The 19,599-nt window shown below is 69.4% G+C and carries 11 protein-coding genes; 4 read left to right on the top strand and 7 right to left on the bottom strand.

The features are described 5' to 3' along the window. The first annotated feature begins 95 nt into the window (after positions 1 to 95). The 3 genes from H7U32_RS04965 to H7U32_RS04955 all read left to right on the top strand — a co-directional run bounded on the left by H7U32_RS04965 (position 96) and on the right by H7U32_RS04955 (position 5,304). A complete protein-coding gene (locus tag H7U32_RS04965; protein WP_204468618.1) occupies positions 96 to 1,496 on the top strand; it encodes an AAA family ATPase in 1,401 nt (466 codons plus the stop codon). After that, positions 1,493 to 2,791: a DUF58 domain-containing protein gene (locus H7U32_RS04960; protein WP_204468617.1), complete on the top strand. Its 1,299-nt coding sequence runs from the start codon at positions 1,493 to 1,495 to the stop codon at positions 2,789 to 2,791. The genes H7U32_RS04965 and H7U32_RS04960 overlap by 4 nt, the downstream gene beginning before the upstream one ends. A gap of 128 nt (positions 2,792 to 2,919) precedes the next feature. Beyond that, positions 2,920 to 5,304, top strand: coding sequence for a transglutaminase-like domain-containing protein (locus H7U32_RS04955; protein WP_204468615.1), 2,385 nt, complete (start codon positions 2,920 to 2,922; stop codon positions 5,302 to 5,304). Positions 5,305 to 5,441: 137 nt separating this feature from the next. Here the strand turns inward: H7U32_RS04955 and H7U32_RS04950 are convergent, their stop codons facing one another. The 4 genes from H7U32_RS04950 to H7U32_RS04935 all read right to left on the bottom strand — a co-directional run bounded on the left by H7U32_RS04950 (position 5,442) and on the right by H7U32_RS04935 (position 15,021). Next, positions 5,442 to 9,488, bottom strand: coding sequence for a DNA-directed RNA polymerase subunit beta' (locus H7U32_RS04950; protein ID WP_204468613.1), 4,047 nt, complete (start codon positions 9,486 to 9,488; stop codon positions 5,442 to 5,444). A gap of 28 nt (positions 9,489 to 9,516) precedes the next feature. Then, on the bottom strand, positions 9,517 to 13,014 hold the full coding sequence (gene rpoB / locus H7U32_RS04945) for a DNA-directed RNA polymerase subunit beta (protein ID WP_239457533.1): 3,498 nt from the start codon (positions 13,012 to 13,014) through the stop codon (positions 9,517 to 9,519). Between the two features lie 323 nt (positions 13,015 to 13,337). Next, complete coding sequence (locus tag H7U32_RS04940) at positions 13,338 to 14,066, bottom strand: hypothetical protein (RefSeq protein ID WP_204468609.1); 729 nt, start codon at positions 14,064 to 14,066, stop codon at positions 13,338 to 13,340. A gap of 61 nt (positions 14,067 to 14,127) precedes the next feature. Next, the gene (locus tag H7U32_RS04935) at positions 14,128 to 15,021 is read right to left on the bottom strand and encodes an A/G-specific adenine glycosylase (protein WP_204468608.1); all 894 of its coding nucleotides are present in this window, start codon (positions 15,019 to 15,021) and stop codon (positions 14,128 to 14,130) included. 86 nt (positions 15,022 to 15,107) lie between these two features. Between H7U32_RS04935 and H7U32_RS04930 the strand changes: the two genes are divergently transcribed. Then, a complete protein-coding gene (locus H7U32_RS04930; protein WP_239457532.1) occupies positions 15,108 to 15,707 on the top strand; it encodes a tRNA (cytidine(34)-2'-O)-methyltransferase in 600 nt (199 codons plus the stop codon). 70 nt (positions 15,708 to 15,777) lie between these two features. Here H7U32_RS04930 and H7U32_RS04925 read toward each other — a convergent pair whose 3' ends face one another. The 3 genes from H7U32_RS04925 to H7U32_RS04915 form a co-directional block, all read right to left on the bottom strand. Further along, positions 15,778 to 17,142, bottom strand: a complete 1,365-nt coding sequence (locus H7U32_RS04925; RefSeq protein WP_204468604.1) for a PFL family protein — start codon at positions 17,140 to 17,142, stop codon at positions 15,778 to 15,780. A gap of 50 nt (positions 17,143 to 17,192) precedes the next feature. Then, on the bottom strand, positions 17,193 to 17,465 hold the full coding sequence (locus H7U32_RS04920; RefSeq protein WP_204468603.1) for an ACT domain-containing protein: 273 nt from the start codon (positions 17,463 to 17,465) through the stop codon (positions 17,193 to 17,195). Positions 17,466 to 17,583: 118 nt separating this feature from the next. Beyond that, on the bottom strand, positions 17,584 to 19,512 hold the full coding sequence (locus tag H7U32_RS04915; RefSeq protein ID WP_239457526.1) for a glycoside hydrolase family 32 protein: 1,929 nt from the start codon (positions 19,510 to 19,512) through the stop codon (positions 17,584 to 17,586). Between the last annotated feature and the right edge of the window lie 87 nt (positions 19,513 to 19,599).

Genomic DNA, 19,599 nt, shown 5'->3' with positions numbered 1-19,599 from the left:
TGCGGAGCCGTCTCGACCGCCTCGGCACGGTCCGCCGCGCCAAGGGCCGCAACCATGCGCCGGTTCCGCGGGAACCATCGCATCAGGCGGAGGCCGTGCCCGATGCCGCGGCATCGCCTTATGGCGACGCCCTGCCCCAGGTCGGTGCCATGGCGGACGACGGCACCGTGGTGACCGAGAACCCTGTGGCGGCCGAGGGCGTCGCGGTGGCCGGAAACGTCATGGCGGACAAGGACGCCATGACGGATGACGGGACGGTGGTGCGTGCCGAGCCTGTGACGGATGACAGGACCGTGATGCGTGATGATACGAACACCGCGCACCGGGAAGGCGCCGCCACGTCCGGCGACGCTGCCCCGCCGGACGGCCATGCCCCGCCGGATGCCGATGACATCGCGTTTGCCGCGTCGCAGTCGCTTCCGGCGCCGGAGGTCGCTTGGGCAGCGGAGGCCATCGCCCGTCTGGAGGCCAATGTCGCCCGGGTGGTGCTGGGCAAGGCGCATCCGGTGCGGCTGTGCGTGGCGGCGATGCTGGCGGGAGGCCACGTGCTGGTCGAGGACTCGCCAGGCACCGGCAAGACACGGCTGGCCCGCGCGTTGGCCGAGTCGCTGGACGTGACCTGCTCGCGCATCCAGGGCACGCCGGATCTGTTGCCCGGCGATGTGACCGGCGGCCTGACGCTGGGCCCGGAACGCGGCACGTTGGTGTTCCGCCGTGGACCGGTGTTCGTCTCGGTGGTGCTGGTGGACGAGGTCAACCGCGCCTCGCCGAAGGCGCAATCGGCGCTGCTCGAGGTGATGGAGGAGCATACGGTCACGGTGGATGGTGTGCCGCATGCGGTGCCGGAACCGTTCCTGGTCATCGCCACGCAGAATCCACAGGACCAGGCCGGCACCTATCCATTGCCGGACGCCCAGCTCGACCGATTCCTCTTGCGGGTGAAGCTCGGCCATCCGGGGCACACCGTGGCGGTGCGGCTGGTGGCCGAAGACCGCGGCATACACCCGGTCCAGGCATCGCAGCCCGCAGCAAGCGCCGGTCCGGTGGCGGCGGGCGGACCGGCGACATCAGATGGACCGGCGAATTCACCGCACACCCCAGTCCTGGGTTCCCGGCGCCGCTCCCCCGGCGAGCTTGCGCCCGTGCTGTCCGCCGCCGACATGGCACGACTGCGGTCCATGGCAGGCGACGTCCATCTGGATGGGTCGATCGCCGAGTACATCGTGCGGCTGGTGGAGGCCACGCGGCGTGACGGGCAGGCGGCGGCCGGCGTCTCGACGCGTGGCGCACTGGCGTTGGCCCGGTGCGCGAAAGCCTGGGCTCTGGCACAGGGACGCGGCTATGTGGTGCCCGACGATGTGCGGGCACTGGCCGTCCCGGTGCTCGCGCACCGTCTCCGGCTCGTACCCGAGGCCGCGTGGGAGGGTGCCACGGTCGAGGGCATCGTGGAGCGCATCGTCGAGCAGACCCCGGCTCCGACAGGAGGTGACGCATGATGGTGGACCTTGGGTTCTTCTCCGGCATGGCTTCGGCGCGTTGGCTGCGGCGCCGGATATCCCGGTGGCAGCGGCCCCGGTGGCAGCGGCCCCGGCGGCAATGGGTCCGGCGGCAGTGGGGCCGGCTGCACGGGCAATGGCCGCTGACCAGGCCGGGCTGTGGCGTGGCGGTGTGTGGGGTGGCGCTGATGGCGGTGTTTCCGATATGCGGCTGGTTGGAATGCCTGGCCGCCGGAATGACGCTGCTGTCCTTGACGGCGGGCGCGTTGCTGATGACCGTGGGCCGCCTGCCACTTGCCGCGGGGTTGACGGTGTCGTCCACGCGCGTGGCCGTGGGAGGGCGCGTGACGGTGGGCTTGGAGGCCGGCAATCCCGGGCGTCACCCGTCCTCGGCCGCCGTCTGCGCCATCGGCATGGCGGGCGACTGGCATCAGGTCCATGTCCCCGGGCTTGCCGCGGGAGGCACGCATCGCGTCACCCGCGTCATCGTCGCCCAACGGCGTGGCCGGCTGACCGTCGGACCGGCGGCGATGATCAGGGGCGACCCAGTGGGGCTGGCCGTGCGGAAACGACGGTTGGCTCCGGCCGTCGCTGTGACCGTACACCCGCGCATCGTGACCCTGCCCAGACCCATCCCCCAGTCCGTTTCCCGCGCGGGGAACAGGGGCGATGGATGGACTGGCCGCGGCGAGGGGATGGAGCTGCGCGAACTGCGGGAGTACGGGCCCGGCGATGACGCGCGGCGTATCCACTGGCCGAGCAGTCTGCGCCTGGGTGTTCCGGTGCTCCGTGTAGCCGAAGCCGGGCATGACGGCGCCTTGGCGCTGGCGTTGGATACCACCTCAAATCACTATGCCGCGGCGGAGGAGTTCGAGCTGGCGGTGTCCGTCTATGCGTCGTTGGGTGTGCGGTGGCTGCGCGGAGGGCGGCCGCTGCATGCGGCGGCGTCCCCGGGCGCCGGCCTCTGGCGGGCCAGTCGGATGGCGGCGTCTCCGGGCGTCACGTCATGGGAGGCCGGCCGGACGATGGCGTTCCTGGACGCGTGCAGCGTAATTGTCCCCGCCGATGGTGTTCCGGCGACTGGCCCGCCGCCGTTCGCGGCGCAGGTGTTGGTCGTCGGTTCGCGCCGCGAGGCCGTGACGTGCGGCGACGTTCCGATGCTCATCCAGGTCCGGACCGGTGCGCGGACCGCGGTGTCGGGGCGGGCGCATGGCGTGCTGCTGACCGTCGGCGGATTGGAGGAGCTGCCCAAGGTTTTGGCCGGAGTCCTCGCCGTGCATGGGAGCCGACCATGAACGCCGGCGGCGGGCGGAAAATGACCGCGGGCCAAAGTACGGCGGCGAGCCACAGTGCGCCGCCAGGCCAGAGCGCGACGGCAAGCCTAGACATAACGGTGCGCCGGCGCGAGGCGACGGTCCACAGCATGGCGACGGACCTGGCGATGGTGGCGGCGCTAATGTTGGTGGCTTTGGGCGGTTTGGCGCCGGTGTACGGGCCGTCGGCTGTGGGCGGGGTCGCCGGCGCCGTGGGCGGCTTCGCCGGCGGGGGCAGTGTCCCGGGCTTCAGCGGCATCCCGGGTGTCTGGTTGATGCTGGCCGTGCCCGCAGTGGTCTCGGGGTGCGTCATCGCGGGCTGCGGCGTGCTCCGACGGGTGGGGCCGGCCGTACAGATGGCGTTGCTGGCCATGGCGCAGACCATCGTGGGGCCGGCGCTGGCTTGCCCGTGGACCCTTGCCTGGGGAGTGCTGCCGACGCCGGAGACCCTGGCCACGGGATTGCATGCCACGGTGGCTTCGTTCAAGGCCGTGGCCGCCATCGATCCACCGGTCGGGCTGGCCGGCGGTGCCGGCATGGCGGTGTGGACGTTGGGATTGTGGCTGGCATTCCTGGCGGGGACCTTGGCCGCGGCGGGGCAGTTCCGTGCGTGGGCGGCGGCGCCCATCGCCGTGGCGTGCGCGGCCTCCGCGCTGCTGGGCGTCGCGGATGCCACGCATCGTCCCTGGCAGGTGGTGGTCGGGATCCTGCTGGCCGCGGCGATGGCATGGTGGCTGGCGCACGCCAAGCGGAGCCGCTCCCATGGCCCGGTTCGGACGGTGGCACTGCTGGCGGCCGGCGCCTTGGCAGCGGGCGCTGTATGCGGCGGTGTGGACGCGCATCGGCGGGTGGCGCGCGATTGGTATGACCCGCCGCTGGTGTTGGAGGAGTCGACGAGTCCGCTAAGCGGAATGCGCGGACTGCTGCGACGCCACGGGGACGATGTGCTGCTCACGGTCTCCGGCCTGCCGCAAGGCGCGCCGGTGCGGCTGGCGGTGATGGACGCCTTCGACGGCAATGTCTGGAACCTGTCGGCTTCCGATGCCGCTGGCCAGGGGACGTCGCGCTTCCGCCGCGTCGGCGCCCGCCTGCCGGACGGTGCCGGCGCCACGGATGTGGGCGGGAAGCCATTCTCCGCACGCTTCGTCGTCGGCACAGGATTGGACGGCCCATGGTTGCCGCTGGCCGGCATGGCCAGGTCCGTCATATTCGAGCAGTCCGACGACGCCAGCGGGCTATATGCCGACGCTGGCACCGGCACCGCCCTGCTGGAGGACGGGCTGCGCCCGGGCCTGGTGTATACGGTGTCCGGCGTGATGCCGGAGATCCCAGCCGAGGCCCGTGTCAAGGAAGCCGCCGCGACCCGTATGGACCATGCCGAGCCGCGGCAGGTTCCCGATGCGGTGCGTGAGTTCGCCGCCATGGTGGCTCCGGCCGGGAGCAGGTCGCGGGACGGACCGAAGGCCGACGGCGGCCGTCTGGCGCAGCAGCTGGCCCAGCGGCTAGCCGAAGTGGGCTGGTTCTCGCATGGCGGCCAGGGCGAGCATCCGTCGCCGCCGGGGCATGGGCATCACCGCCTGAAGCGGATGTTCTCCCAGACGCTGGTGGTGGGCGACAGCGAGCAGTATGCCTCGGCGATGGCGCTGATGGCGCGCGAGCTTGGATTGGCGAGCCGCGTGGTGTTGGGCTTCCGTGCGCCGGACCGGCCTCCGGGCACGCTGCGGTTCACCGGCGGGGATGTCCGGGCGTGGACGGAGGTGGCGCTCGACGGTCTGGGATGGGTGGCGTTCGATCCGACGCCGGACGAGTCGAAGCGTCCGGAGGACGAGCAGGCTCTGGCGGCGGCCGATCCTGAGCCGGTGCCACATCAGCCTCCGCCGCCATTGGCCGAGCCGTTGGAGGATGAGGTGCGCAGGACCGGTGCCGGGGCCAGCGGCGGCGAGCGCGCCGAACCCGCCGGCGCCTCTGCCCGCACGGGCGCCGCGCTGTGGCGGCTCGCACGCACCGTGGCTGTGGTCGGTGCCCCGCTGTGGCTGGCGGTGTTGGCGATGGCGGCGATCCTGGTGGCGAAGGCGCTGGCGTTGGCCCGGGCACGCCGGCAGGGGTCGCCCCGCGAACGGATCCTCGCCGGATGGCGGTGTCTGGTCAGGCTGGCCCGTCACAGCGGCATCGCCGTGCCTGCGCATGGCACCCGCACGATGCAGGCCGCGGCCATTGGCCAGGCCACGGCCGGTGCCCCGGCGGCTCAGCGGGAAGCACCGGAGTCCCTGGCCGGCGCCCCGGGGTCCCCTGCCGGTACCCCGGCTCAGGCCTCCGCAGCCGCGGAGCTGGCCGTACTGGCGCGCCGTGCGGACGAGGCCGCGTTCGCCGGCCGACCGGTCGGGCCGTTGCAGGCCCTGCGCTTCTGGACGGATCTCGACCAGGCCCGTGCCATGGTGCTCGCCGCGCAGCGCCCGCTCCGCCGCTGGCGCACGCGCCTGTCGTGCCGTCGCTGAGCCACCGGCATGGCGCGCCAGAAACGGCGATGGCCCGGCCACCATGCGAGGTGGCCGGGCCATCGAAACCCGGAGCCCGGGACCCCGGTCCGCGTCAGCGGCGGGGTCCCGGTCGATGCCGTGACGGCAGCGGAGGATCAGAGCGTGTCGCCGCCCAGGTCCACCTGACCGCCGTTGTCATCCAGGAAGTCGTCCGGGTTGAAGTCGTCGCCGAGCTTCAGGTCGCCGAAGTCGATGTTGGAGAAGTCCACATCGCTCAGGTCGGCATCTGTCAGGTCGCCGTCGCCGCCCAGGTCGCCACCCAGCCCGAAGTTCGGGTAGATGGTGTCGCGGATGGCCTTGTCCGGCTCCACCACCGCGTTGCGGTAGCGGGCCAGGCCGGTGCCGGCGGGAATCAGCTTGCCGATGATCACGTTCTCCTTAAGGCCCTTGAGGTCGTCGACCTTCTGGTTCAGGGCGGCCTCGGTGAGCACGCGCGTCGTCTCCTGGAAGGAGGCGGCGGACAGCCACGAGTCGGTGGCCAGCGAGGCCTTGGTGATGCCCATGAGCTCGGGGCGGCCGGAGGCGGGCTTCTTGCCGGCCTTGACCGCGGCCTTGTTGGTCTCCTTGAACTTCTGCTGGTCCACGAGCTCGCCCGGCAGCAGGTCGGTGTCGCCGGAGTCGATCACCGTGATGCGGCGGGTCATCTGGTGAACGATGACCTCGATGTGCTTGTCGTGGATGTCCACGCCCTGGGAGCGGTACACGTTGTGCACCTCCTCCACGATGTTCATCTGGGCGGCGCGCTTGTTGAGGATGCGCAGGATCTTCTTCGGATCGACGGAACCCTCGACCAGCTGGGTGCCGGTGGCGACGTGCTCGCCATCCTTGACCAGCAGCGGCACGCGGCGCGAGACGCTGTAGACGATCGGCTTGATCGCGCCGTCCTCAGTCGGGGCGCCGGAGTCGGCGTCCGGGTTGAGGATCACCTGGCGGCCGCGGTCGTTCTCCTCGATCTTGATCGTGCCGGCGAACTCGGCGATCGGGGACTCGCCCTTCGGGGTGCGGGCCTCGAAGAGCTCGGTGACTCGCGGCAGACCCTGGGTGATATCGGACGCGGAGGCGACGCCACCGGAGTGGAAGGAACGCAGCGTCAGCTGGGTGCCAGGCTCGCCGATGGACTGGGCCGCGACGATGCCGACGGTCTCGCCGACGTCGACCAGCTTGTTGGTGGCCATCGACCAGCCGTAACACTTGGCGCACACGCCGCGCTGGGACTCGCAGGAGAGCACGGAGCGGGCCTTGACGAACTCGACGCCGTGGGCGACGAGGTCCTCGAGCACGTCCATGGACAGGGCGTCGTCACGCTTGTACAGCACGGTCTTGCCGTCGGCCGGGTCGATGACGTCGGCCGCGAGCAGACGGGAGTACGGGCCGCCGTCCGCGTTCTTGACGAGCACGAAGTTGCCGTTCTCGTCGCGGTCAGCCACGCGCACCTCGATGCCGGCCTTGGTGCCGCAGTCCTCCTCGCGCACGATGACGTCCTGGGAGACATCCACCAGACGACGGGTCAGGTAGCCCGACTCGGCAGTACGCAGAGCCGTGTCGGCCAGGCCCTTGCGGGCGCCGTGCTGGGAGATGAAGTACTCCAGCACCGACAGGCCGTCACGGTAGTTGGACTTGACCGGACGGGGGATGATCTCGCCCTTCGGGTTGGCCACGAGGCCTCGCATGCCTGCGATCTGGTTGATCTGCATCATGTTGCCTCGCGCGCCCGACTGGACGATGATGGCGAGGTTGTTGGACGGGTCGAAGTGCTCCTCGACGGCCTCGGACACCTGGGAGGTGCACTTGGCCCACAGGTCGATGAGCTCCTGGCGGCGCTCATCCTCGGTGAGCATACCCATCTCGTAGTTCTCGTTGACCGTGGCGGCCTCGTCCTCGAATTGGTGGATGAGCTGCTCGCGCTCCGGCGGCTCGACGACGTCGGAGAACGCGAAGGACACGCCCGACCACGGGGCGCGGGTGAAGCCCATGTCCTTGAGGGCGTCCAGCGAGGCGGCCACCTGGGCGGTGGAGTAGCGGGTCGCGATGTCGTCGACGATCTTGGCCAGCTGCTTCTTGCCGACCTGCGCGTTGACGAACGGGTAGTCCGTCGGCAGGGTCTCGTTGAACAGCACGCGGCCGTAGGAGGTGGCGAACAGCGTGGTGCCGTCCTGGAAGCGCTCCTCGTGCACCGTCTCAGTGCCCCCCTGGCTCTCGGGATCGACCACCTTGACCTCGCCCGGCTCCCAGTCGGTGGGCAGGCAGAAGTCCTGCGGCAGGCGGATGAGCACCTTGGCCTGCATGTCGATCTCATGCAGGTCGAGCGCCATCTCGGCCTCGGCCAGCGAGGAGAACACGCGGCCCTGGCCCTTGGCGCCCTCGCGCACGGTGGACAGGTAGTACAGGCCGAGGATCATGTCCTGCGACGGCATGGTCACGGTGTGGCCGTCGGCCGGCTTGAGGATGTTGTCCGAGGCCATCATCAGCGTGCGGGCCTCGGCCTGGGCCTCGGCGGACAGCGGCAGATGCACGGCCATCTGGTCGCCGTCGAAGTCCGCGTTGAAGGCGGCGCAGGCCAGCGGCGGCAGGTGGATGGCCTTGCCCTCGACCAGGATCGGCTCGAATGCCTGGATGCCCAGTCGGTGCAGGGTGGGCGCGCGGTTGAGCAGCACCGGATGCTCGGCGATGACCTCCTCGAGCACGCCCCACACCTCGGAGTCGCCGCGGTCCACGAGACGCTTGGCGCTCTTCATGTTCTGCGCGTAGTTGAGGTCCACGAGGCGCCTGATCACGAAGGGCTTGAACAGCTCCAGGGCCATCGGCTTGGGCAGGCCGCACTGGTGCATGCGCAGCTCCGGGCCGACCACGATCACGGAACGACCGGAGTAGTCCACGCGCTTGCCCAGCAGGTTCTGACGGAAGCGGCCCTGCTTGCCCTTGAGCATGTCGGACAGGGACTTCAGGGGGCGGTTCGAGGCGCCGGTCACCGGGCGGCCGCGGCGGCCGTTGTCGAACAGCGAGTCGACGGCCTCCTGGAGCATGCGCTTCTCGTTGTTAAGCATGATCTCCGGGGCGCCGAGCTCGATGAGTCGCTTGAGGCGGTTGTTGCGGTTGATCACGCGGCGGTACAGGTCGTTGAGGTCGGAGGTCGCGAAGCGGCCGCCGTCCAGCTGCACCATCGGGCGCAGGTCCGGCGGGATCACCGGGATCACGTCGAGCACCATGGCCTCCGGCTTGTTGCCGGTGGTCAGGAAGGCGTTGACGACCTTGAGGCGCTTGAGCGCCTTGGTCTTGCGCTGCTCGGACGCGTCCTTGATCTCCTCGCGCAGCTCGGCGGCGATGGCCTCCAGGTCCAGGGACTGCAGGCGCTTCTTGATCGCCTCGGCGCCCATGGAGCCGGAGAAGTAGTCCTCGTAGCGGTCCTGCATCTCGCGCCACAGGTCCACGTCGTCGATGATGTCGCCCGGCTTGAGCTTCTTGAACTGGTCGAAGACCGCGTTGAGCCGGGAGATCTGGTCATCGTAGCGCTGGCGGATGGCGGCCATCTCGCGCTCGGCGGAGTTGCGCAGCTTCGCCTTGGCGCTGCCGGTGGCCTCGCCGGCCGCCTCGAGCTCGTGCAGATCGGCCTCGACCTTCTTGGCGCGATCCTCGATGTCGTTGTCGCGGCGCTTGCCGAGCATGCCGATCTCGTGGTCGAACTCGTCCTGCAAGTCCGGCATGTCGGCGTGGCGCTGCTCCTCGTTGATATCCGTGACCATGTAGGAGGCGAAGTAGATGACCTTCTCCAGGTCCTTCGGCGTCACATTGAGCAGGTAGCCCAAGCGGGAGGGCACGCCCTTGAAGAACCAGATGTGGGTCACGGGCGCGGCCAGCTCGATGTGGCCCATGCGCTCGCGGCGCACGCGGGAGCGGGTCACCTCGACGCCGCACCGCTCGCACACGATGCCCTTGAAGCGCACGCGCTTGTACTTGCCGCAGGCGCACTCCCAGTCACGGGTCGGGCCGAAGATCTGCTCGCCGAACAGACCGTCCTTCTCCGGCTTGAGGGTGCGGTAGTTGATGGTCTCGGGCTTCTTGACCTCGCCGTAGCTCCATCCGCGGATGTCGTCGGCGGTGGCCAGGCCGATCCTCAGTTTGTCAAATGCGTTGACGTCCAGCACTTGTAATTGTCCTTACTCTCGCGAAATCTCACTGGTACTCGGGCTCGGGGGCGGCCTGGTCCTCCTTGGCGGCCGCGTCGGGGCGGGCGCCGATGTTGAAGCCAAGGTCGTCGGAAGCGCTGACCGGATCGTCGTCCTCTTCCTTCATGTCGATGACCTGGCCTTCGGCGTTCAGGACCTCGACGTTCAGGGACAGGGACTGCATTTCCTTGAGCAACACCTTGAACGACTCGGGGATGCCCGCCGGCGGCAGGTTCTCGCCCTTGACGATCGCGCCGTACACGCGCACGCGGCCGTCCACGTCGTCGGACTTGGTGGTCATCATCTCGTGCAGCGTGTAGGCGGCGCCGTAGGCCTCGAGGGCCCACACCTCCATCTCGCCGAAGCGCTGGCCGCCGAACTGCGCCTTGCCGCCCAGCGGCTGCTGGGTGATCATCGAGTACGGGCCGGTGGAGCGGGCGTGGATCTTGTCGTCCACGAGGTGATGCAGCTTGAGCATGTACATGTAGCCCACGGAGATCGGGCGCGCGTACGGCTCGCCGGTGCGGCCGTCGTACAGCGTGGCCTTGCCGTCCGGGCCGACCAGGCGTTCGCCGTCGCGGTTCGGCAGCGTGGTGGACAGCAGGCCCTTGAGCACGTCCGGCTTGACGCCGTCGAACACCGGGGAGGCCACCGGGGTGCCCGGCTCGGCCTTCTCCGCACCCTTGGGCACGAGCCTCTTCCACTCGGCCTCGAGGTCCGGATCCAGGGAGATGTCCCAGCCGGAGTGCGCGATCCAGCCCAGGTGCAGCTCGAGCACCTGGCCCAGGTTCATTCGGCTCGGCACGCCCAGCGGGTTGAGCATGATGTCCACCGGGGTGCCGTCCGCCAGGAACGGCATGTCCTCCTCGGGCAGGATGCGCGAGATGCAGCCCTTGTTGCCGTGGCGGCCGGAGAGCTTGTCACCCACCGTGATCTTGCGGTGCTGGGCGATGTACACGCGGATCATCTGGTTGACACCGTTGGGCAGCTCGTCGCCGTCCTCCTCCGCGTCCTCGCGCGTGATCTCCTTGATGCCGATGACGGTGCCGGTCTCGCCGTGGGGCACGCGCAGCGAGGTGTCGCGCACCTCGCGGCTCTTCTCGCCGAAGATGGCGCGCAGCAGACGCTCCTCCGGCGTCAGCTCGGTCTCGCCCTTCGGGGTGACCTTGCCCACGAGGATGTCGCCGGCCTCGACCTCGGCGCCGATGCGGATGATGCCGCGCTCGTCGAGGTTGGCCACCGCGTCCTCGCCGACGTTCGGCAGGTCGCGGGTGATCTCCTCGGCACCCAGCTTGGTCTCGCGGGCGTCGATCTCGTACTCCTCGATGTGGATCGAGGAGAGCGTGTCGTCCTGCACCAGGCGCTGCGAGATGATGACGGCGTCCTCATAGTTGTAGCCGTTCCACGGCATGAACGCGATGAGCAGGTTCTTGCCAAGGGCCAGCTCGCCCTTCTCGATGGCGGGACCGTCGGCCAGCACGGAGCCGGCCTCCACACGCTCGCCGTCGTGGATGAGCGGACGCTGGTTGTAGCAGGTGGTCTGGTTGGAACGCTGGAACTTGGCCAGCTTGTAGGAGCTGGTGGTGCCGTCGTCGTTCATCACGCGGATCATGTCGGCGGACACGTAGGTGACCACGCCGTCCTTCTCCGCCTTGATCACGTCGCCGGAGTCGTTGGCGGCGCGCCATTCGGAGCCGGTGCCCACCAGCGGGCGCTCGGATTCGATCAGAGGCACGGCCTGGCGCTGCATGTTGGTGCCCATCAGCGCTCGGTGGCCCTCGTCGTGCTCCAGGAACGGGATCAGGGAGGCGCCCAGGGAGACCATCTGACGCGGGGAGACGTCCATGTAGTCGACCTCGGACACCGGCACATCGACGGCCTCTTCCTCGCCGACTCGGGCGAGGGCGTCCTCGTGCACGAAGTTCCCGTTCTCGTCGAGGTCCTGGTTGGCCTGGGCGATCACGTGGTCGAGGTCGCGGTCGGCGGTCATGTACTCCACGTCGTCGGTCACGTGGCCGTCGACGACCTTGCGGTACGGGGTCTCGATGAAGCCGAAGGGGTTGACGCGGCCGAAGGTCGCCAGCGAGCCGATGAGGCCGATGTTCGGGCCTTCCGGGCTCTCGATCGGGCACATGCGGCCGAAGTGGGACGGGTGCACGTCGCGCACCTCCATGGAGGCGCGGTCACGGCTCAGGCCGCCCGGGCCCAGCGCGGAGAGACGACGCTTGTTCGTCACGCCGGACAGCGGGTTGTTCTGGTCCATGAACTGCGAGAGCTGCGAGGTGCCGAAGAACTCCTTGATCGTGGCGTTCACCGGGCGGATGTTGATCAGCGACTGCGGGGTGATCGCCTCGGCGTCCTGGGTGGTCATGCGCTCGCGCACGACGCGCTCCATGCGGCTCAGGCCGGTGCGCAGCTGGTTCTGGATGAGCTCGCCGACCTGGCGGATGCGGCGGTTGCCGAAGTGGTCGATGTCGTCCACGTCCACGCGCAGGTCCACGTCCTGGCCGTCGCGCTTGCCGGGGAAGGTCTTCTTGCCGTCGTGCAACGTGACCAGGTACTTGATCGTGGCGATGATGTCCTCGCGCGAGAGCGAACGGTCGTTGACGTCGGTTTCCAGGCCCAGCTTGCGGTTGATCTTGTAGCGGCCCACGCGCGCCAGGTCGTAGCGCTTGGTGTTGAAGTAGAAGGAGTCGAGCAGGTTCTTGCCGGCCTCCGGGGTGGGGGTGTCGGCCGGGCGGATCTTGCGGTACAGGTCCACCAAGGCCTCGTCCTGGGTCTGCAGGCTCTCACGCTCGAGCGCGTCGAGCACCAGCGGGTAGTCCTTGAAGGCCTCGCGAATCTCCGGCTTGCTCATGCCGATGGCCATGAGGAACACGATCGCGGACTGCTTGCGCTTGCGGTCCACGCGCACCTGCGGCTGGTCCTTCTTGTCGATCTCGAACTCGAGCCAGGCGCCGCGCGACGGGATGATCTTCGCGCCGAAGACCTCCTTGTCGGAGGTGCGGTCCTGCTGGCGGTCGAAGTACACGCCCGGGGAGCGTACGAGCTGGGAGACGATGACGCGCTCGGTGCCGCCGATGATGAAGGTGCCGTGCGGGGTCTGCAGCGGGAAGTCGCCCATGAACACGGTCTGGGACTTGATCTCGCCGGTGTCGCCGTTCTCGAACTCGGCGTTCACGTACAGCGGCGCGGAGTAGGTGTAGTCCTTCTCCTTGCACTCCTGAACGGTGTGGCGCGGCTCCTCGAAGTACGGGTCCGAGAAGGTCAGGGACATGGTCTGGGCGAAGTTCTCGATCGGGGAGATCTCCTGGAAGACCTCGTCGAGGCCGGAGATGTGCGGCACGGTGTTGGTGCCGTTCTTGAGGTCCTCGGCGACGCGCGCCTTCCAGCGCTCGTTGCCGATGAGCCAGTCGAAGCTGTCGGTCTGCACGCCCAGCAGGTAGGGCACATCGATGGGCTCCTTGATGGAGCCGAAGTTCACGCGGTCCGAGGCCTTGTGCATGTCGATGTCATGCTGATCGGCGCGCGCGACCAGAGTATTCGTCGTCGTAGCTTTAGTGGCAGCCAATGGACGTTCCTTATCGCTTGCTAGAGTTCGAAACTGTTGCTTTCCGGGGAAACGCCTTGGCCGGCCGCCATATGCCTGCTCGCGGGCGTCTCGTCATTGGCGGCATGCCCGCAATATGACATACCTCACGCAGATTCGTCACTTTACTGGTACCCGCCGACGCCATACCATCCCCGCCGCGTCGCGGGCGCCGCTGTTCGCGCCTGGCGAACAGCGCCGTACCCCGTCACCGCACGGCAGCCGCCGCACGGCCGCCGTCACTGCACGAGCACGGGCACCGGGTCGCTGGCCACCTTCGGGTCGGCCTTGAGGCTCAGCGTGCCCACATAGGCGCCGGGGTTGACCTTCGGCAGCGTGGTCCCCTCCTTGCACGCGTCCTGCCCGGTGTTGGAGTCCGTGTTCCATATGATCGACTGGATGTCCTTGTCGCCGCGGGCCATGAGCAGCCTGCGCGGGTCCGCCGGGCAGGCGTCGGAACGCCAGACCACCTGGTCGCCGGACGTGATGGTGAGCACGCGGGCGGCGTCGGAGCCGTCGATGAGGCAGCTGCCAGAGCCCTCGTGGCGGATCGTGGCCGTCCATTCCATCGTGCCGCCGACCGGCACGGTCTGCGTCTTGGCGCTCAGTTCCAGCCTGACGTCCGCGGAAGCGCAGTCGGAAACGCCGGTGCTCGGCTTGGGCTTGGGCGCTTCCTTGCGGGCCAGGGCGGTGAGCTCGTCATGGCGCAGGGCCAGACCGACCGCCTCCGCCGTGGCGCCGGCGAATCGGACGAGGCTGTAGCCGCAGAACACGGCCAGCGCGAGGAACACGACCGCGAGCAGGCCGACGACGATGCGGCGGCGCCGATAGATGGCCCGTTGGCGTGCGCTGAGCTGGCGCTTGGGACGGCGGCCCGGGCGCGCCGGGGCGCCAGCGGGGCGCCCGCCCGCCGTCCGCCTGCCTGCCGACGGCCTGGTGCCGCCCGTTCCTCGTCCCTGCGCTGCCATAGTGCCTCCCAGTCTACGTCGCCCCCGTCCACCGCCCCGTCACCGGGCCGCGACCGTCCCGTCAGCCGGCGGGCAGCCGCACGTCGCCGCCGTCGAGCAGTTCGATGAGGCCGTCCTCGTCGAGGGAGGCGACGCAGGCGTCGAGCTGCGCCCGGTCCTGCCACAGGGCCAGCACGGTGGCGCGTTCCAGCGTGGCGCCGGCGGGCAGCGAGCGCAGCGCGTCGAGCACCAGCCCTCGCACCTGCCGGTCGGTGCCTTGGAAGCGCTGGCGGGGCCGGGTGCGCCGTTCCCCGAGCCCGGGATAGCCGGCCCGGCGGAACGCGCAGCGCGACGCCACCGGGCAGGCGTCGCACAGCGGCGCCTTCGCGGTGCAGACAACGGCGCCGAGCTCCATCGTCGCCTGGTTCCAGGTCACCGATCGGTCGGCGTCGGCAGGCAGCGAGCGCTCCGCCAGCTCGCGTTCGGCCCGGCTGGCGGCGCCGCCGCGCGACTCCTCCCCCAGCAGCATCCTGGAGAGCACGCGGCGCACATTCGTGTCCACCACCGGCACGCGCACGCCGTAGGCGAAGCTCAGCACCGCGCTGGCCGTGTAATCGCCGACGCCCGGCAGCGCCACCAGGCCGTCGTAGTCGCGCGGCAGCTCGCCGCCCAGTTCGCCGGCCACCACGCGGGCGCATTCCTGCAGGCGCAGCGCGCGGCGCGGGTAGCCCAGCCTCCCCCATGCGGTGATGACGTCGGCCTTGGATGCGGCCGCCAGCGCGGCCGCGTCCGGCCACCGCGCCATCCACGCCTGCCAATACGGCACCACGCGGCCCATCTGTGTCTGCTGGCTCATCACCTCGGAGACGAGCACACCCCATGGCGTGGCGCGGCCGAAGCGCCACGGCAGGTCGCGGGCGTGCGTCTGCCACCAGGCGGCCAGGCGCGTGCGGAACCATTCGTCGCTGTCATCCATCGTCCATATTCTTAGCAGTCGTGACGAACGAACAGCGCATCTCACCCACCCCCGCGGCCGCCTCCCCCGAGTCGAAGGTCGGCGCGATGTACGAATACGGCTACCGCAAGTCGAACTACGGGCCGGACGAGCTGGTCACCGACGCGCATGGCAATCCGATCTCCGTGGTCGACGCGATGCTGTCGCCGCATGCGGCGGCGCAGGCGGAGACCGTCACGCCGCATCTGTGCTACTACTCGCCGCGCATCCCGGGCAACACCGGGTCGGCGATCCGCCTGTGCGCGGTGACGGGCACGATTCTGCACCTGGTGGAGCCGCTGGGCTTCAACCTGCGCGACACCAAGCTGCGCCGCGCAGGTCTCGACTACCACGACATGGCGCATGTGGTGCTCCACCCGAACTTCGAGAACCTGGTCGAGTCAATGCCCGATTCGCGCATCATCGCGTTCACCGCGCACGCCACCAAGCTGTACACCGAGGTCGAGTACCGGCCGACCGACATCCTGCTGTTCGGCCCGGAGCCGGGCGATATCCCCGATCCGATGGACATCATGGCCGGCCCGCATGTGGCCGAGCAGGTGCGGCTGCCGATGCGTCCCTCGCTGCGCAGCCTCAACCTGACGAACTGCGCTTCGATCGCCATCTACGAGGCCTGGCGCCAGCTCGGGTTCGCCGGCGGGGCGTGACGGGCGGCGGGGCCGGGTGGGGCCGGGCGCGGCGCCGGCGAGCAGCCGCAGCCCGAGCCCGGCGTCCCGCTCAGTTCTTGAAGGAGTGGATCGGCGCGGGGATGCGCCCGCCGCGCGTCACGAACGCCTCGCAGCCCGCCTGGTTGACCGGCATGATCGGCGCATAGCCCATGAGTCCGCCGAAGTTCGCCATCTCCCCCACGCCCTTGCCGGCGACCGGGATCACACGCACGGCGGTGGTCTTCTGGTTGACCATGCCGATGGCGGCTTCGTCGGCGATGATGCCGGAGATCGTGGCCGCCGTGGTGTCGCCGGGGATCGCGATCATGTCCAGGCCCACCGAGCACACGCAGGTCATGGCCTCGAGCTTCTCGATGGTCAGGCAGCCGGAGGCGGCCGCGTCGATCATGTTCTTGTCCTCGGAGACCGGGATGAACGCGCCGGACAGACCGCCGACGTACGAGGACGCCATGATGCCGCCCTTCTTCACCTGGTCGTTGAGCATGGCCAGCGCCGCGGTGGTGCCGGGGGCGCCCACCTGCTCCAGGCCGATCTTCTCGAGCACCTCGCCCACCGAGTCGCCGACCGCCGGCGTGGGCGCCAGGGACAGGTCGATGATGCCGAAGGGCACGCCGAGGCGGCGCGCGGCCTCCTGGGCCACGAGCTGGCCCACGCGCGTAATCTTGAACGCGGTGCGCTTGATCGTCTCGCACAGGAACTCGAAGTCACGGCCCTTGGCCGCGTCGAGCGCGCGCGAGACCACGCCGGGGCCGGAGACGCCCACGTTGATCACCGCGTCGCCCTCCGTCACGCCGTGGAAGCCGCCGGCCATGAAGGGATTGTCGTCGGGCACGTTGCAGAACGCCACGAACTTGACGCAGCCGTAGGAGTCGTTGTCCGCGGTGCGTTCGGCCACGTCCTTGATGATGTGCCCGAGCAGCTCGACAGCGTTCATGTCGATGCCGGTCTTCGTGGAGCCCACGTTCACCGAGGAGCACACGATGTCGGTTTCGGACAGCGCCTGCGGCAGCGAGCGGATGAGCATCTCCTCGGCCGGGGTCATCGCCTTGCTCACCAGCGCCGAGTAGCCGCCGATCAGGTCGACGCCAACCTCCTTGGCCGCGCGGTCGAGCGCGTGGGCGATCTTGACGAAGTCCTCGCTGCTCCTGCAGCAGCTGGCGCCGACCAGCGAGATCGGCGTGACGGTGATGCGCTTGTTGACGATCGGGATGCCGTAGTCCCGCTCGATCGCCTCGCCGGTGGGCACGAGGTCCTTCGCGTAGGTGGTGATCTTGCGGTAGATGTTGTCACACACCTCGTCCACGGTGTCCGCCGCGCAGTCGAGCAGCGAGATGCCCATGGTGATGGTACGCACGTCGAGCTTCTCCTGCTCGATCATCTGATTGGTCTCGTGGACCTCCATGATGTTCAACATGGTTGGCCTGTCCTTCCTTGGGTGTTCCCCTGGCTGTTCCGAGACCACGCTCAGATCCGGTGCATCTTGGTGAAGATCTCCTCGCGCTGGCAGCGGATGCGCACGCCGATCTCCTCGCCGAGCTTGTCGAGGTCCTCCACAATCGTGCCGAATTCTTCGCTGGCGTCGGTCACGTCGACGATCATCATCATGTTGAAGAAACCGTCGATGATGGTCTGCGAGATGTCGAGCACGTTGACGTGGCGCTCGGCCAGGTAGGTGCAGACGCGCGCGATGATGCCGACCGTGTCATGGCCGACGACAGTGATGATGGCCTTGTTCATCCGATGGCTCCCTCGATTGAGACGGGTGGGTGCTGGTTGGTTGCCAGTATAGGGGACGCGGACAGGACCCGCCGGGTCCTGTCCGCGTCCCGCAATGGTCTCACTGCCGGATGTGGTCTCACTGCCAGATGGAATGCAGATCGCGCACCGTCAGCGAGCGCACCTGCCCCTTCGCCTCGACCCGGCAGGCCGCGCGGCCCGGCGCGGCCTCGAACAGCATGCTGCCAGCCGCCTCGCCGTCGTTGAGGAACACCTCGGCCACGGTGCGGTCGAAGAACACCTCCACGCGGCGCACGTCGTCGAGGCCGGCGTCGAAGTCGACGTCGTCCACGTTCAGGCCGTGCGTGACCAGGCGCGTGCGGCCGCCTTCGCGCACCAGGCGCAGGCTGGCGCGCGTGCCGTCGGCCAGCTCACGGCCTTCGGCGAGCGTCATCGTGAAGTCCGCGTCGTCGTCGAGTCGCAGGTCGGCGTAGTAGGCGTCGCCCGGCGCCGCGGCGGCCGCGCGCACGGCGCCGTCGGCGGCAACCGGCAGCGGATCGCCGAGCAGCTGCTCGTACACCTCGCGCACCGGCTTGGACCACACGCGGCCCTCGCGCACATGCAGCTCTCGCGGCAGCGACATCATGCCGTTGGCCGTGCAGGGGCGCTCGGTGCGCGCGCCGGCGAAGTCGGTGTACCAGGCGAACACGATGCGGCGGCCCTCGTCGTCGCGGAAGCTCTGCGTGGCGTAGTAGCCGGTGCCGAAGTCGCACCAATCGCTGCTCTCCACGGCCAGGCGCGGACCCTCGCCCTCGTCCACCAGGTCGCCCACGTACCAGCGCACCTGCTGGAAGCGGCCCTGACGGTCGCGGTAGTGCATGAGCGCGCCCACGGCCACGGTCCGGCCGTCCAACGGGAACAGGTCGGGGCATTCGTAGGTGCGGGACAGGCCGTGGCCCAGGTCGGCGAGCACCGGTCCCTCGTAGTGCCACACGTCGGTGCGGCCCAGTGGCTTGGCCGTGGAGAACAGGGCCATCGCCGGCACGGTGGCGTGGTTCGGCTCGTCCACGCCGGGCTTGCCGTAGGGACTGCGGGTGAACCAGCCGCCCGTGCCCCGCGTGCTCACGCCGGCGGGCGCGGGTTTGTCGATCGTGCTGACCGCGCCGGCGAAACGCTTCGCGGGCAGGTTGGTGGCGGTCACCATGTAGGCGCGTTCCGGATCCACGGCGGGGCCGGCGAGGGCGCATTCGACCTTCGGGTCGCGGAAGTCGAGGCCGAGCCCCTCCTCCGGACGCACCACCAGCGGCGTCTCCACCTCCATGTGCACGCCGTCGCGGCACAGGCAGGTGGCCTGCCATTCCACCACGGAGGATTCGTCGCCCAGGGTCTCCAGATGGCGGGTCAAGTACAGGCGGATCGCGGCGGCCTCGTCGCCCGGGCACGGCTCGCCGTGCTCGTCCACGGTGACGGCGGAGCCGGAGAACGCGCCGCCGCTCTGCGTGGCGTCCACGAAGATGCCGTGCTGCGGCTCGAGCGCCACCGGCAGGTCGGTCCAGTGCACGAGGTCGCGGCTGACCGCATGGCCCCAGTGCATCGGCTCCCAGTTCCAGCCGTACGGGTTGAACTGGTAGAAGAGGTGGTAGCGACCCTGGAAGCGGCACAGGCCGTTGGGGTCGTTCATCCAGCGCGCCGGCGGCTCGTAGTGCGCGCCGGAGCGGCCGAGGCCGGCGTGGATCTGCCCGGTCGTCGGCACAGTAGGCCAGGCGGCCTGCACCGGGTCGAGGTTGATCAGGCGGATGCCGCGGTCGAGCAGGTCCTCGCCGCCGGACAGGTACGCGTACGGCGCGGAGGCGTCGACGAGCGCCACACGCACTTCGGTGTTTTTCGGCACGGGGATGACGATATGCTGCCGGCGCACGTCGGAGGGGATCCGGTATTCGCGGCGTTCGCCGTCCGCGGTGACGACGGCCATGCCCGTGCCGACGGCCGCGCCCTGGAGGAACAGTTCGAGCGTGGTGTAGCCGTCGGTCGCGAAGCTCACGTCGACGGTGGCGGATGATGCTTCCATGATGGTTGCCTTTCTTGTATGGGCCATAGGGGCTATAGGGGAAGGGTTCGCAGGCTGTGCGAAGTCTGATGGGGATGGGGTGGGGAT

This window comes from Bifidobacterium pullorum subsp. saeculare (genome assembly GCF_016899725.1).
GTDB classification, from domain to species: domain Bacteria; phylum Actinomycetota; class Actinomycetes; order Actinomycetales; family Bifidobacteriaceae; genus Bifidobacterium; species Bifidobacterium pullorum_C.
This window is presented reverse-complemented; position numbering and strand designations above follow the sequence as displayed.

What these genes read in the sequence shown, in the direction of transcription:
- H7U32_RS04935 (WP_204468608.1), bottom strand. Translation starts at nt 15,021, where the DNA reads ATGGATGACAGCGACGAATGGTTCCGCACGCGCCTGGCCGCCTGGTGG.
- H7U32_RS04915 (WP_239457526.1), bottom strand. Translation starts at nt 19,512, where the DNA reads ATGGAAGCATCATCCGCCACCGTCGACGTGAGCTTCGCGACCGACGGC.
- H7U32_RS04940 (WP_204468609.1), bottom strand. Translation starts at nt 14,066, where the DNA reads ATGGCAGCGCAGGGACGAGGAACGGGCGGCACCAGGCCGTCGGCAGGC.
- H7U32_RS04960 (WP_204468617.1), top strand. Translation starts at nt 1,493, where the DNA reads ATGATGGTGGACCTTGGGTTCTTCTCCGGCATGGCTTCGGCGCGTTGG.
- H7U32_RS04955 (WP_204468615.1), top strand. Translation starts at nt 2,920, where the DNA reads ATGGCGACGGACCTGGCGATGGTGGCGGCGCTAATGTTGGTGGCTTTG.
- H7U32_RS04930 (WP_239457532.1), top strand. Translation starts at nt 15,108, where the DNA reads ATGTACGAATACGGCTACCGCAAGTCGAACTACGGGCCGGACGAGCTG.
- H7U32_RS04920 (WP_204468603.1), bottom strand. Translation starts at nt 17,465, where the DNA reads ATGAACAAGGCCATCATCACTGTCGTCGGCCATGACACGGTCGGCATC.
- rpoB (WP_239457533.1), bottom strand. Translation starts at nt 13,014, where the DNA reads ATGCACAAGGCCTCGGACCGCGTGAACTTCGGCTCCATCAAGGAGCCC.
- H7U32_RS04925 (WP_204468604.1), bottom strand. Translation starts at nt 17,142, where the DNA reads ATGTTGAACATCATGGAGGTCCACGAGACCAATCAGATGATCGAGCAG.